Here is a 13,258-nt window from a genome sequence, read left to right as displayed (position 1 = left end):
CAAAAATTTTAATCATGGCAGAAGTAATTGCACAAGAGAAACAGGGCAGCAAACAAAAGAAAAAAATGATCCGGGTAGACATGACTCCTATGGTAGATCTGGGATTCTTATTGATCACTTTCTTTATGTTCACAACTAATTTTACAAAACCTAACGTAATGGATTTAGGGTTACCAGCAAAAGATCCAAATCCTCATCCTACGGATATTCCTGTAATTGGGGATCAAAACCAGATTACATTTATCCTTGGGAAAGACAACCGGGTATTTTATCATCAGAGTAATCAGAAAGATCTGAATACAGAAAACCTTAAGGAAACCGATTTCAGTGGAATCAAAATTTCAAAGATTATTGCCGATGCCTATAAGAAAGCTCCGGCTCCTAACAAATTCACAGTTATTGTAAAGCCGACAGATGAAGCCAGTTACAAAAATTTTGTAGATATGCTGGACAACCTTGCTATTTCTAAAAAGGAAAGATATGGGGTAACAGACATTAAGCCCTGGGAAACAAAGATTTACAAGGAATTAGTTCAATAAAAGACAAGGGCATTTTTTTAAATGCTCTTTTTTTGATTAAATTTGAAAGGAGAAACGGATCTGCAGCATCTCACCTGCTGTATTATTTTTAACCTTCTAAATTTTAGAATCATGCTGAACTTTGAAAGAAAAGGAAACGGAAAAGAAACTTTGGTACTTCTTCACGGGTTTATGGAAAATCTATCCATCTGGAGTGATATGGAGCATCATCTTTCCAAAGATTTTTCATTACTCAAAATTGATCTTCCCGGTCACGGTCAGTCTGAAATTTTAGCTGAAGTTCATACCATGGAATTAACTGCTGAAGAAGTAAAAAAAGTTCTGGATCATCAGCATTTGGAAAAAGTACATCTTCTGGGACATTCTATGGGAGGATATACATCGCTTGCTTTTGCAGAAAAATATCCCAGCTCTTTAAAAAGTCTCACTTTATTTTTCTCTACTTACTTTGCGGATGATGAAGAGAAAAAGCAGCAGCGTATTAAAAGCTATAGAATCATTAAAGATGCTTTTGCCCATTATGCAAGAGCCGGAGTTCCTAATTTATTTAATCCCAATGAAAGAGATATTCTGGAAGGGAAAATTGAAATTGCTCTTGAAACCGCCCTTTCCACCAACAATATGGGAGCACTTGCCTGTGTAAAAGGCATGGTGGAAAGAACCGACAAAAAACATGTACTGGAAAATCTGGAAGCTAAAATATTAGTACTGGCAGGCAAACACGACAATGCCGTAAAAACAGATATGATGATCAAACATCTTCCGGACAGAACAAATATCAAGTCTTACATTCTGGACTGCGGACATAACGGACATTGGGAAAAACCCGGTATCTGTGCAGAAATCATCAACACAGAACTTCTTCACAATCTTCCAAAAAAACTGGTTTTATAAAACAGGTTACCTGACAAATTAAACCGTGCATAACAAAAAATCCTGTATATTAGTAGAGGATAATTTTGGTAATGGCTTTATTTTCATTCAAAAAAAAGAAACCACCGGCACCACCGGTTATCGGGCTTACACTTTCAGGTGGAGGAATGCGTGGGATTGCTCACATTGCTGTTCTGAAAGCCCTGGAAGAATATCATCTGAAACCGCACATAATCTCAGGAACAAGTGCAGGCTCTATCATTGGCGCTTTTTATTCTTTTGGAAAAACGCCGGACGAAATGATGGAAATTGTAAAACAGACTTCTTTTTTCTCCAGATCATCCTTAAAATTGTCAAAAAACGGAATTTTCAGCTCTAATTTTATTTTAAAACTGTTCAAAGATTATTTTCCGGAAGACAATTTCAGCATTTTAAAAATTCCTATGTATGTGGCTGCAACAGAAATGACTCATGGCATCGTAGATTTCTTTTCTGAAGGAGAACTTTTTGGGCCATTACTGGCATCTTCCAGTGTCCCGTTCATTCTTCCTCCGGTAAGAATTGGAGAGAAAATTTATGTGGATGGCGGCGTTCTTGATAATCTTCCTATTGAACCTATCCTGGATAAATGTAATTTCCTGATTGCTTCTCATGTTAATTCCATCAGCTATGATGAATTAAACAAAATGAGCCTGATGAAGGAATTTGACAGAATCCTTCACTTAGCCATTGCAAAGTCTGTGTATTCTAAAGCGAAATACTGTAATATATTTTTAGATCCTCCCAAAATGACGAAATACAGTCTTTTCAACAAAAGATATATGGATGAAATATTTCAACAGGTTTACGATTATACCTGCCAGGAATTGGAAGAAAAAGGATTCCGGAAAAAGATGTAGGAGTTTTGAGATAAAAAGGATTTACAACCTATTTACCTTCTCACAATTTATTCTTTTTGCGCTTCTACAAGGCATCTTCTTTTACCTTCTCTTTAAAGTTTACTATTGTTCCGGCTAAAGAATCTAAAGATTTTCCTCCGGCTGCATTAATGTGTCCGCCACCGTTGAAATATTTTCTTGAGAATTGGTTCACATCCACATCATCCTTACTTCTGAAAGAAATTTTAACGAAATCTTCGTACAAATCTTCCATAAAGAATGCAGACATTTTTACACCGGCAATACTCAAACCATAATTTACAAAGCCTTCTGTATCTCCTTTCTGGAAACCAAATTCTTTCAGTTCATTTCTTGTCAGGCTTAAAATGGCTACTGTTCCGTCATTCACCACTTCTATTCTTCCCAGAACCAAAGCCAGTAAATGCAGTCGGGAAACCGTATTGGTATCCCATGTATTGGAAGTAATCATAGCAGGATCTGCGCCGTGTTCAATAAGATTAGCAATAATTCTGTGCGTAGTAGCACTGGTGGAACGAAAACGGAATCCTCCTGTATCTGTCATTATTCCGGTATAAAGACATTCTGCCATATCCTGGTTCACCAGTTTTTCATCATTCATTGCTTCAATAAAATGATAAATCATCTGTGAAGTGGCAGGAATTACTGTATCGGAATAAACAAAATCAAATTGTTCCGGCTGCTGGTGATGATCAATAAGGATTTTCTTTCCGGGAGCTTTTATTAGCCAGTCTCCCAACAATCCGATTCTTGACGGAGAATTAAAATCCAGGCAGAAAATAACATCTGCTCCGGCAATCATATCCGCAGCAAGCTTTCTTTTATATTCTGCAATAATAACTTTTTTAGATTCCGGCATCCATTTCAGAAATTTCGGAAAATCATTAGGTACGATAACCTCTGCATGAATTCCTTTGGCTTTCAGATAATGTTTCAATCCTAAACTTGAACCAATAGCATCTCCATCCGGATTATAATGGGTAAGAATCACTATTCTGCTCTCCTGGGTAAGTAATGTATTAATATCTGAAAGTTCTGTTGGTGTAAACATCCGGTGTTTATTTTTCGTTAAAATTAAAGTTTTCAAAGATAGAGCTTTTATATAAATCATTTAAATATTATTTTTGCACCGGAAAACGGTTTTCCCGTGAGGGTTTGTAAATACCCAACCGAAAAACAATAAATTTTATTTTAAAAAAAGATAATTAAAGTTTGTAACTTATAAAAATTTATATATCTTTGCAACCTGAAAATTAATAGATTAATTACGATTTAAACATATAGTAATGAGTAAAAGAACATTCCAGCCATCAGAAAGAAAGAGAAGAAACAAACACGGTTTCAGAGAAAGAATGTCTACGCCAAATGGAAGAAGAGTTTTGGCTGCGAGAAGAGCTAAAGGCAGAAAGAGATTAACTGTAAGTGCTGCACGCGCTAAGAGATAATTTCTAATTATCATATACAAAACATGCTTGAGAAGTTCCTTTTCAGGCATTTTTTGTTGTTAAAATTTACTAAAATTTAGGCTGAATCAACATCTTTTTTCTATTTTTAAAAGTTGAAATATTTTTATAAGAAACAGCCTTTAAAATTAAATTATGCCACATACCAATATCTCCGGAGACAATATTATAAGTTTACAACACGCAAAGATTGCGCAAAAAAACTTTACTGTTCTTTCTGATGTAAATCTTAACATTAAAAAAGGGAGATTCTGCTACCTTATCGGAAAAACAGGTTCCGGAAAAAGTTCCCTTCTGAAAACGCTTTACGGACACATTCCGTTGGCGTCAGGACACGGAGCTGTTGTAGGATTTGATCTGGCAAAACTAAAGCCGTCCGATATCCCAAACTTAAGAAGAAAACTAGGAATTGTTTTTCAGGATTTCCAGCTGCTTTCAGACAGAACGGTTGAAAAAAACCTGAAGTTTGTTCTTGAAGCAACAGGATGGAATGACAAAGTAAAAATGGAAGATCGCATCAACGAGGTTTTAGGAAGCGTGAACATGAAAAGCAAGAAGCACAAAATGCCTCATGAGCTTTCGGGAGGAGAACAGCAGCGTATTGCCATCGCAAGAGCTCTTCTTAACCACCCGGATCTTATCTTAGCGGATGAGCCGACAGGAAACCTTGATCCTGAAACTTCCAATGAAATTATGACGCTATTAAAGCAGGTTGCCCTTGAAAATGGTGCTGCAGTAGTAATGGCAACCCATGATTATCACATGATTCAGAACTTCCCGGGTGAAGCGATCAGATGTGAGGACGGAAAAGTTTCAGTATTGGATACTTCAGAATTATTTGAATAAGAATTATTCTCAAACGCCTTACTTAAAGACATGAAACTCTTTCGTGAGTTCAAGATATTGGTCCGAGTATTGTCTCGGACTTTTTTCTATGATAAAATCAGATTCCCTGATTTCTTTTTCATGTGACGAAAACTCAAGAATCAATCTTTTTGCCTTTGCATTTTCAATTCCCCTGATATTAATTTTTCTGTTCAGATGCAGACTGTTTTCTTTACCTACTGAAACAAAAACCTCTCCTGCTTCCACCGGTATAATTACAGAAAAGATTCCGTTTTCAGACAATAATTCTGCCGCATTACTGATTAGCTGTCTAAAGTTGAGCTCTACAGTCTGACGTGCAATCTTATCTTTTTCAGATCCTGATTCTTCAAAATACGGAGGATTGGACACAATAAGATCAAACCGGTCTTTCGTTTCAAAAGTTTTAAAATCCTGATGAGCGTTTTTCAACCTGGCATGAAAAGGAGAATTTTCAAAATTGAGTTGGGTAAGTTTTGCTGCTTCTTCATTAATATCCAATCCTAAAAAGTATGCCTGTGAATTTCTTTGTGCCAGCATAAGAGAAATTAATCCGGTTCCTGTTCCCACTTCCAAAACATTGGACGCATTTTCAATGTCAGCCAAAGCTCCAAGCAGAACTCCGTCTGTTCCTACACGGAAGACGTCTTTAGACTGCTGAATTTCAAATTGTTTAAATGTAAAGGCTTTCACTATAAATTGGTAGGTAGTGTAATAATGAATGTAGACCCCTTCCCTACTTCTGATTTCACAGAGATCTCACCTTTATAATCCTCGATCATTTTTCTCACCATAGACAAACCAAGCCCCATCCCACTGCTTTTAGAAGTAAAATTCGGTTCGAAAATTCTTTCGTACATATTTTCAGGAATCCCGATTCCGTTATCCTGAACAGAGATAATCACTCTTCTCTGGTGCTGTTCCACATCTACATTGATGATCAGTTTTCTCTGGTCACTTTCTGCCTGTTTTGCATTGGTAACAAGGTTTGTGATAATTCTGGAAAGATAAATCCTGTCCATATTAATCATAATATTCGTCTTGTTGGCATGCATGAAAATACTGTCATCATTGAATACACGGAGAATATCTTCAACTTCCGTATTCAGATTGATCACTTCATTATTTTTTTCAGGAAGTTTGGCAAATTCTGAGAATGCGGAAGCTACTGTAGCAATAAGATCAATCTGATCCACAATAGTTTTACTCATTTGCTTTACTCTTTCTCTGATATTCGGATCTTCAGGATCAAATTTTCTTTCAAAATTCTGAATGGTCAGCTTCATTGGCGTCAATGGATTTTTCACCTCATGCGCCACCTGTTTGGCCATTTCTCTCCAAGCTTCTTCCGATGCTTTGAATCTAAGTCTTTCTTTCTGGTCCTGAATCTGTAAAATCATCCTGTTATAAGCCCTGGCCAAAGCATTAAGCTCATCATTCTTATAATATCTGATAGGACGCATTTCGTTTTCAAACAAGGTAATACGGGTAATCATATCAGAAAACTTGGTGATGGTTTTTGCAAGACTGTTAGACGTCACCCAACTGATCCAGATACTGAAAAGAATAAGGAATATATCGACTAAAAGAATATATTTTACATATTGATGAAGAACCTCAAGATAAGCAGATTCATTATGGTATAAAGGGATATAAACAATTCCGATGGGTTCAAGCTCATTGTTTTTAAGCAAAAGGTAGGAAGAGGTAAGCTTAGCATCCTTAGCAGCATCATAATTGACCATATCTACTCTTGCGTCAGTAGAGAGGATCTTATTAACGATTTCCAGAGGAATTGTTTTCTGCTCCACCAATCCTTCATCTTTGTTGGAAAGCAAATAGTTTCCTTTCAGATCATAAATAAAAATGTCATGCTGGTTGATATCCGCTATTTCAAAGATTTTATTCCCCAAAACCTCCGGAAGATCTTTTGTTTCTATAAGTTTCTGGCTTACGGCATAGTCCAGATATCGCATTACAGCATTGGTTTTATCCTGCATATCGATATTACTCTGCTGTAAAGAATGATTTCTCAATACAAAGTAAGGAACAAGTGATGTAGCAACCACGCTTAAAAAACATACCAGCAGGAAACCGAAAAACACACGATTCCTTAAACTATATCCTTTATACTTATTTATTGACATTCTACTTTTTAATTAACCTAGCAATATACTTACCAATGATATCAAATTCCAGGTTTACTTTATCACCAATTTTCAAATGTTTCATATTCGTAAATTCCCAGGTATAAGGAATAATAGCTACGGAAAACTGATTATCTTCACTTTTAGCAACAGTAAGACTGATTCCGTTTACCGTAATAGAACCCTGAGGTACCGTTACAAAAGTTCCGTCATTTTCATATTTCATGGTAATAAAATAACTTCCGTCTTTATTTTCGATACTCACCACTTCACCGGTTTTATCAACATGTCCCTGAACAATATGGCCATCCAGTCTTCCATCCATCTTCATGCATCTCTCAAGATTTACAACAGTTCCCAGTTCCCATTTTCCAAGGTTCGTTTTTTCCAATGTTTCATTGATCGCTGTAACTACATAATGATTGTCTTTTATCTCAACAACGGTAAGGCAGCAGCCGTTGTGCGCAAGACTCTGATCAATTTTCAGTTCGTTTGTAAAAGGGCATGTGAGGGTAAAATCTATATTGCTTCCTTTTTCTTCAATCTTCTCAATAACACCAACTGCTTCAATAATTCCTGTGAACATATTATTTTTTGCTAAATTTGTAAATTATAATCTTCAAAGATAATCAAAATGAGCCCAAAAAACCATAAAGTACGAGTAGGAATTTCAATCGGTGATTTCAACGGCATCGGTCCGGAGATCATCATGAAGTCTCTGAAAGACAAAACTATTACAGATTTTTTCACGCCTGTAATTTTTGGTTCGGGAAAATTATTCACTTATCAGAAAAATATTTTTAAGCTGAATCTTAATTTCAACTACGTTAACGAAGCTTCACAGGCTCAGGCAGGGAAACTTAATATGGTTAACCTTACCAAAGAAAATGTGAATGTAGAATTAGGAGTTCCTACTGAAGAATCCACCAAAATGGCGATTGATTCTTTAGAAGCAGCTACTGAAGCTTTGATGAAAGGAGATATTGACGTATTGGTAACCGCTCCCATCAACAAGGATGAAATGGTAAAAATGGGCTTTAAGCATGCCGGACATACAGGGTATTTTGAAGAGAAATTCAATAAAAAGGGACTGATGTTCCTTGTCACTGAAGAGCTTAAAGTAGCCGTTTCCACGCATCATATTCCTATTGCTCAGATAGCAGAAAATATTTCCAAAGAAAAGATAAAGAAACAGATCAGAGTATTAAATCAAACGTTAATAGAGGATTTCTGCATTCAAAAACCTAAAATTGCCGTATTAGGATTAAATCCTCACGCAGGAGATGGCGGCGTCATTGGTCATGAAGAAATTGAAATCATCAGCCCGGCCATCAAAGAACTTTCTGACAACGGAATACTGGCATTCGGCCCTTTCCCTGCAGACAGTTTTTTCCAACCGATTAAATACAAAAATTTCGATGCTGTGTTAGCAATGTATCACGATCAGGGGCTGGCTCCTTTTAAAACATTAGCCTATGAAGAAGGAGTAAATTATACTGCCGGACTTCCTTTTATCAGGACATCTCCGGATCATGGAGTTGCCTACGATATTGCAGGAAAAAATGTGGCCGATGAGCAGAGTTTTACAGAAGCTATCTTCACAGCGATCAAGGTCTTCAAGAACAGAAGTGAGTACAGCGAACTGATGAACAACCGCCTTCAGCCTAGAAAAATGGCTGTAGACAACGGAATAGATGAAGATCTACCGGAGGAAACTGAAGCATAAATCTTTAAAACAAATTTTAAATTAATTTGTTTCAGATTTTATTTGTTATTATAAAAAAAATGCATATTTTTGCACACTCATTTTATGGACAAGTTAAGAAACTATGACGTAAGCTTTTCCGGACTTAAAAACGGAAGACACGAGTTCAAGTTTGAGATAGATAAAACGTTCTTTCAATTATTTGACACTGAGCAGGAATTTACAAATCCTAGAATAGAAGTGAATGTATCACTTGATAAACACACTACTTTTTTAGAATTTGAGATTAAGATTAATGGATGGGTTGAATTGGTTTGTGACATCACAAATGAAAATTTCGACTATCCTATTGAGAATGAAATCAAAATTTTGGTGAATTTCGGGGAAGAATATGATGACAGCAATGAAGATGTCATTACCATTCCTACCGCAGAGCATGCTTTCAATGTAGCACATTTGATTTATGAAAATGTAATGCTTTCTATCCCGATGAAAAAGATTTCACCCAATGTAAGTGATGATGATCTTAAAATTCTTGACCAGTTCAGTCCTAAAGATATTGAGGTAACTGAAGAAGAAGAACATGAAAGTGACCCTAGATGGGATGCTTTAAGAAAATTAAAAGACAATAATTAAATAGAATAATTTAAATATGATGAGATGATGAATCTCATCGCTCATCAATTAAAAAAGTTATTAGAAAATGGCACATCCAAAGAGAAGACAGTCGTCTACAAGAAGAGATAAGAGAAGAACTCACTACAAAGCTGTAGTTCCTCAATTAGCTAAAGATGCAACAACAGGAGAGCTTCACCTATACCACAGAGCTCACTGGCATGAAGGAAAATTGTACTACAGAGGTAAAGTAGTATTGGAAAAAGAAGTAGCTGCTACTGAAGAAAACTAAGAGTCGCTTTTCGCTGAAAAAGCCTCATTTTAATACAAAAACCGCCCAATTTTGATAAAATTTGGCGGTTTTTTGTTGTTTTTTACGTTTTTTTGGTATCTTTGGCATCAAATCAAATATCAAATTTATGGACATTAAAGACATACAAAATCTTATCAAGTTTGTATCTAAGGCTGAAGTATCAGAAGTGAAGTACAAAACTAAAGATTTCGAAATCACTATTAAAACTCCATTAGCTGGAAGCGATGCTGTTTATGCACAACCTGCAGTATACCACACTGCACCTCAAGCAGTAGCTGCTCCTGCACCTGCTGCAACTCCTGCTGCTGCACCTGCTGCTGAAAAAGCTGAAGCGGCATCTGATGACAGCAAATATGTAACGATTAAGTCTCCAATGATCGGTACTTTCTATAGAAAACCATCTCCTGATAAAGATGTATTTGTAAATGTAGGTGACGAAGTTTCTGTTGGTAAAGTAGTTTGCGTTATTGAAGCAATGAAACTTTTCAATCAGATTGAATCTGAAATCAGCGGAAAAATCGTTAAGATTTTGGTTGATGACGCTACTCCTGTAGAATACGACCAACCTTTATTCTTAGTAGATCCATCTTAAGGAATTTTAGATTAAAGATTATAAATTTTAGATGAATCTTTTTCATTTAAAATAATTTAAAATTCAAAATTTATAATTTAAAATTTCGGAGATGTTCAAAAAAATATTAATAGCCAATCGTGGCGAAATTGCAATGCGTATTTTACGTACTTGTAAAGAAATGGGGATCAAAACCGTTGCAGTATACTCTACTGCTGATAAAGACAGTCTTCACGTAAGATTTGCTGACGAAGCGGTATGCATTGGCCCTGCTATGAGTAAAGACTCATATCTTAAAATCCCTAACATTATTGCTGCTGCGGAAATTACCAATGCGGACGCTATTCACCCAGGTTACGGATTTTTATCTGAAAATGCTAACTTCTCAAGAATCTGTCAGAAGAATGGTATCAAATTTATTGGTGCATCCCCTGAGCAGATTGAAAAAATGGGAGATAAAGCAAACGCTAAGGCTACCATGAAAGCAGCAGGTGTACCATGTGTACCAGGTTCTGACGGGTTGATCGAATCTTACGAACACGCTGTAAAAGTAGCTGAAGAAACAGGTTACCCTGTAATGATCAAAGCTACTGCTGGTGGTGGAGGTAAAGGGATGAGAGCTGTTTGGAAAGCTGAAGACCTTAAAGATCACTGGGAATCTGCCATTCAGGAAGCTGTAGCGGCCTTTGGAAACGGAGGTATGTACATGGAAAAACTGATTGAAGAGCCTAGACACATCGAAATTCAGGTTGCGGGTGACCAATTCGGTAAAGCTTGCCACCTTTCTGAAAGAGACTGTTCTGTACAGAGAAGAAATCAGAAATTAACGGAAGAAACACCTTCTCCGTTTATGACTGACGAACTTCGTGAGAAAATGGGTGACGCTGCTGTAAAGGCTGCAGAATTCATCGGATATGAAGGAGTGGGAACTATTGAATTTCTTGTAGACAAACACAGAAATTTCTATTTCATGGAAATGAATACAAGAATCCAGGTAGAACATCCTATTACTGAGCAGGTAATTGATTATGACCTGATCAGAGAACAAATTCTTCTTGCGGCCGGAACTCCTATTTCAGGAATCAACTACTACCCTAAATTACACTCCATCGAGTGTAGAATCAACGCAGAAGATCCTTATGCAGACTTCAGACCGTCTCCGGGAAAAATTACAGGATTAAACATCCCTGGCGGACACGGAATCAGAGTAGATACTCACGTATATTCAGGATATACAATCCCTTCTAATTACGACTCTATGATTGCTAAGCTTATCACTACTGCTCAAACGCGTGAGGAAGCAATTGCAAAAATGAGACGTGCGCTTGAAGAATTCTATATTGAAGGAGTAAAAACAACGATTCCTTTCCACAGACAACTGATGGATAATGAAGATTACCTTTCAGGAAACTACACTACAAAATTCATGGAGGATTTTGTAATGGATAGAAAATATGATAATCACTAAGATTATTTTTTAATAAAAATGAAACTGCCTCAAAAAGAGGCAGTTTTTATTTTAACCTGTAAATTTTAAATTTTTAATGCAAAGCACGAAGCAGTTCTAACCGTGTTTTATTGCCGAGGAATGAATAAAAATTAATAAACAAACTGAAAATAAAATTTCACCCTTATAAAGATATATTACCTATAACAGTCTGTCAACAGGGAAAATATTTTCTAATCCTCCATTATTCCACCCTAAAATCTACTTCAATTCTCCCCTCAAACGTCACTTGGTAATTGTTTATACATATCATTAATATTGTGTAAATTTGTAAAAAACAACAATATGTCAACAGCAGAACAAACAAAAAACTCACAGTATTTTATTGACCTTGAAGACAAACATGGAGCGCATAACTATCATCCGCTTCCAGTGGTTCTGGACCGCGGAGAAGGTGTCTTCGTTTGGGACGTGGAAGGTAAAAAGTACTATGATTTTCTTTCAGCATATTCTGCTGTGAACCAAGGACATTCTCATCCTAAAATTGTAGGCGCTTTAGTGGAGCAGGCCCAAAAGCTGGCTTTAACTTCAAGAGCTTTCTACAACTCTAAATTAGGAGAGTACGAACAGAAAATAACGACTCTTTTCGGGTTTGACAAGGTTTTACCAATGAACTCCGGAGCAGAAGCTGTGGAAACTGCCGTAAAATTAGCCAGAAAGTGGAGTTATGAAGTAAAAGGAATTGCAGAAAATGCAGCGAAAATTATCGTTTGTGAAAACAATTTCCACGGAAGAACAACCACTATTGTTTCTTTCTCTAATGATCCGGATGCCAACCAGAACTACGGACCTTTTACACCAGGATTTATCAAAATTCCTTATAATGATATCGCAGCATTAGAAGAAGTTCTAAACAGAGAAGCTGGAAATATTGCAGCATTCCTTGTAGAGCCTATTCAGGGAGAAGCCGGAGTGTATGTTCCGGATGAAAACTTCCTTAAAAACGCTTCTGAACTATGTAAAAAATACAATGTTCTTTTCATTGCTGACGAAGTTCAGACGGGTATCGCAAGAACAGGAAGATTGATTGCCTGCCACCATGAAAATGTACAACCGGATATCCTGATCTTAGGAAAGGCACTTTCCGGAGGTATGTATCCTGTATCTGCTGTTTTAGCGAACGACAACATCATGAATGTTATTAAACCGGGACAGCATGGTTCCACGTTCGGAGGAAATCCTATCGCCTGTGCCGTAGCAGTAGCAGCATTGGATGTAGTAGCTGACGAAAAGCTATCTGAAAGAGCAGAAGAACTAGGGAAACTTTTCAGAGCTGAAATTAACAAGCTTATTGAAAAAACAGATCTTATTACCAAAGTAAGAGGAAAAGGTCTTCTAAACGCTATTCTGATCAATGATACGCCTGAAAGCTCTACCGCATGGAATCTTTGCTTACAATTAAAGGAAAATGGACTTCTGGCAAAACCTACCCATGGCAATATCATCAGATTAGCTCCACCATTGGTCATTACTGAAGAACAACTGCTGGACTGCGTGAAGATTATCGAAAGGACTATTCTTGAGTATAAATAAACGGATATTCATCGGTTATTTCAACACGATCAATATTTTAACTGTTGATTCCGGAAAATATTAATGGGTATGGCAGTCAACAGTCATACCTTTAATGTATCATCAATACGTGTATTACACCATCAGAGGTTACTTTAAAAACATAAAAAAATCATATTTTTTCACTTTTTAAAAATTTAGGAATTGTATTTGCTATATACATCCGGCTACA

At 36.6% G+C, this 13,258-nt stretch carries 15 protein-coding genes; 11 read left to right on the top strand and 4 right to left on the bottom strand.

What is annotated here, in order from left to right:
- Positions 1-14: 14 nt before the first annotated feature.
- The 3 genes from BW946_RS03810 to BW946_RS03800 all read left to right on the top strand — a co-directional run bounded on the left by BW946_RS03810 (position 15) and on the right by BW946_RS03800 (position 2,311).
- On the top strand, positions 15-539 hold the full coding sequence (locus tag BW946_RS03810) for a biopolymer transporter ExbD (RefSeq protein ID WP_076594906.1): 525 nt from the start codon (positions 15-17) through the stop codon (positions 537-539).
- Between the two features lie 111 nt (positions 540-650).
- Positions 651-1,433, top strand: coding sequence for an alpha/beta fold hydrolase (locus BW946_RS03805; protein ID WP_076595072.1), 783 nt, complete (start codon positions 651-653; stop codon positions 1,431-1,433).
- 71 nt (positions 1,434-1,504) lie between these two features.
- Positions 1,505-2,311, top strand: a complete 807-nt coding sequence (locus tag BW946_RS03800) for a patatin-like phospholipase family protein (protein WP_076594905.1) — start codon at positions 1,505-1,507, stop codon at positions 2,309-2,311.
- 64 nt (positions 2,312-2,375) lie between these two features.
- On the opposite strand, the gene BW946_RS03795 is transcribed toward BW946_RS03800, so the two are convergent.
- Positions 2,376-3,380, bottom strand: coding sequence for a DHH family phosphoesterase (locus tag BW946_RS03795; RefSeq protein WP_076594904.1), 1,005 nt, complete (start codon positions 3,378-3,380; stop codon positions 2,376-2,378).
- Positions 3,381-3,615: 235 nt separating this feature from the next.
- Between BW946_RS03795 and rpmH the strand changes: the two genes are divergently transcribed.
- Positions 3,616-3,774: a 50S ribosomal protein L34 gene (gene rpmH, locus BW946_RS03790; protein ID WP_002976260.1), complete on the top strand. Its 159-nt coding sequence runs from the start codon at positions 3,616-3,618 to the stop codon at positions 3,772-3,774.
- Between the two features lie 153 nt (positions 3,775-3,927).
- On the top strand, positions 3,928-4,638 hold the full coding sequence (locus BW946_RS03785) for a cell division ATP-binding protein FtsE (RefSeq protein ID WP_076594903.1): 711 nt from the start codon (positions 3,928-3,930) through the stop codon (positions 4,636-4,638).
- Between the two features lie 18 nt (positions 4,639-4,656).
- On the opposite strand, the gene BW946_RS03780 is transcribed toward BW946_RS03785, so the two are convergent.
- Genes BW946_RS03780 through BW946_RS03770 form a run of 3 tightly spaced genes read right to left on the bottom strand, consistent with a single transcriptional unit; the run spans position 4,657 to position 7,389 of the window.
- Positions 4,657-5,349, bottom strand: a complete 693-nt coding sequence (locus tag BW946_RS03780) for a tRNA1(Val) (adenine(37)-N6)-methyltransferase (protein ID WP_076594902.1) — start codon at positions 5,347-5,349, stop codon at positions 4,657-4,659.
- Positions 5,349-6,803, bottom strand: coding sequence for a sensor histidine kinase (locus tag BW946_RS03775; protein WP_076594901.1), 1,455 nt, complete (start codon positions 6,801-6,803; stop codon positions 5,349-5,351). Before BW946_RS03775 ends, BW946_RS03780 begins: the two co-directional genes overlap by 1 nt.
- Position 6,804: 1 nt before the next feature.
- Positions 6,805-7,389 (bottom strand): riboflavin synthase, encoded by a 585-nt coding sequence (locus BW946_RS03770; protein WP_047435612.1) that lies wholly within the window; start codon positions 7,387-7,389, stop codon positions 6,805-6,807.
- A 48-nt stretch (positions 7,390-7,437) separates the two neighbouring features.
- Between BW946_RS03770 and pdxA the strand changes: the two genes are divergently transcribed.
- From pdxA to rocD, 6 genes are all read left to right on the top strand, one after another.
- The gene (gene pdxA, locus BW946_RS03765) at positions 7,438-8,529 is read left to right on the top strand and encodes a 4-hydroxythreonine-4-phosphate dehydrogenase PdxA (RefSeq protein ID WP_076594900.1); all 1,092 of its coding nucleotides are present in this window, start codon (positions 7,438-7,440) and stop codon (positions 8,527-8,529) included.
- Positions 8,530-8,613: 84 nt separating this feature from the next.
- Positions 8,614-9,144, top strand: a complete 531-nt coding sequence (locus BW946_RS03760; RefSeq protein WP_076594899.1) for a YceD family protein — start codon at positions 8,614-8,616, stop codon at positions 9,142-9,144.
- 67 nt (positions 9,145-9,211) lie between these two features.
- Positions 9,212-9,415, top strand: a complete 204-nt coding sequence (rpmF, locus tag BW946_RS03755; protein WP_002976251.1) for a 50S ribosomal protein L32 — start codon at positions 9,212-9,214, stop codon at positions 9,413-9,415.
- Between the two features lie 127 nt (positions 9,416-9,542).
- A complete protein-coding gene (gene accB / locus BW946_RS03750) occupies positions 9,543-10,028 on the top strand; it encodes an acetyl-CoA carboxylase biotin carboxyl carrier protein (RefSeq protein WP_076594898.1) in 486 nt (161 codons plus the stop codon).
- A 91-nt stretch (positions 10,029-10,119) separates the two neighbouring features.
- The gene (gene accC, locus BW946_RS03745; RefSeq protein WP_034692971.1) at positions 10,120-11,475 is read left to right on the top strand and encodes an acetyl-CoA carboxylase biotin carboxylase subunit; all 1,356 of its coding nucleotides are present in this window, start codon (positions 10,120-10,122) and stop codon (positions 11,473-11,475) included.
- 324 nt (positions 11,476-11,799) lie between these two features.
- Positions 11,800-13,047 (top strand): ornithine--oxo-acid transaminase, encoded by a 1,248-nt coding sequence (gene rocD, locus BW946_RS03740; protein ID WP_076594897.1) that lies wholly within the window; start codon positions 11,800-11,802, stop codon positions 13,045-13,047.
- Positions 13,048-13,258 lie beyond the last annotated feature (211 nt).

The sequence above is a fragment of the Chryseobacterium sp. RU33C genome, from assembly GCF_900156015.1.
In the GTDB taxonomy this organism is placed as follows: domain Bacteria; phylum Bacteroidota; class Bacteroidia; order Flavobacteriales; family Weeksellaceae; genus Chryseobacterium; species Chryseobacterium candidae.
The sequence above is the reverse complement of the archived record's forward strand: the minus strand, read 5'-3'. Positions and strand labels throughout refer to the sequence as shown.

Coding starts and splice junctions, on each gene's coding strand:
- BW946_RS03810 (WP_076594906.1), top strand. CDS start 15: ATGGCAGAAGTAATTGCACAAGAGAAACAGGGCAGCAAACAAAAGAAA.
- accC (WP_034692971.1), top strand. CDS start 10,120: ATGTTCAAAAAAATATTAATAGCCAATCGTGGCGAAATTGCAATGCGT.
- BW946_RS03795 (WP_076594904.1), bottom strand. CDS start 3,380: ATGTTTACACCAACAGAACTTTCAGATATTAATACATTACTTACCCAG.
- pdxA (WP_076594900.1), top strand. CDS start 7,438: ATGAGCCCAAAAAACCATAAAGTACGAGTAGGAATTTCAATCGGTGAT.
- rpmF (WP_002976251.1), top strand. CDS start 9,212: ATGGCACATCCAAAGAGAAGACAGTCGTCTACAAGAAGAGATAAGAGA.
- BW946_RS03785 (WP_076594903.1), top strand. CDS start 3,928: ATGCCACATACCAATATCTCCGGAGACAATATTATAAGTTTACAACAC.
- BW946_RS03805 (WP_076595072.1), top strand. CDS start 651: ATGCTGAACTTTGAAAGAAAAGGAAACGGAAAAGAAACTTTGGTACTT.
- rocD (WP_076594897.1), top strand. CDS start 11,800: ATGTCAACAGCAGAACAAACAAAAAACTCACAGTATTTTATTGACCTT.
- BW946_RS03760 (WP_076594899.1), top strand. CDS start 8,614: ATGGACAAGTTAAGAAACTATGACGTAAGCTTTTCCGGACTTAAAAAC.
- BW946_RS03800 (WP_076594905.1), top strand. CDS start 1,505: ATGGCTTTATTTTCATTCAAAAAAAAGAAACCACCGGCACCACCGGTT.
- BW946_RS03775 (WP_076594901.1), bottom strand. CDS start 6,803: ATGTCAATAAATAAGTATAAAGGATATAGTTTAAGGAATCGTGTGTTT.
- BW946_RS03770 (WP_047435612.1), bottom strand. CDS start 7,389: ATGTTCACAGGAATTATTGAAGCAGTTGGTGTTATTGAGAAGATTGAA.
- accB (WP_076594898.1), top strand. CDS start 9,543: ATGGACATTAAAGACATACAAAATCTTATCAAGTTTGTATCTAAGGCT.
- rpmH (WP_002976260.1), top strand. CDS start 3,616: ATGAGTAAAAGAACATTCCAGCCATCAGAAAGAAAGAGAAGAAACAAA.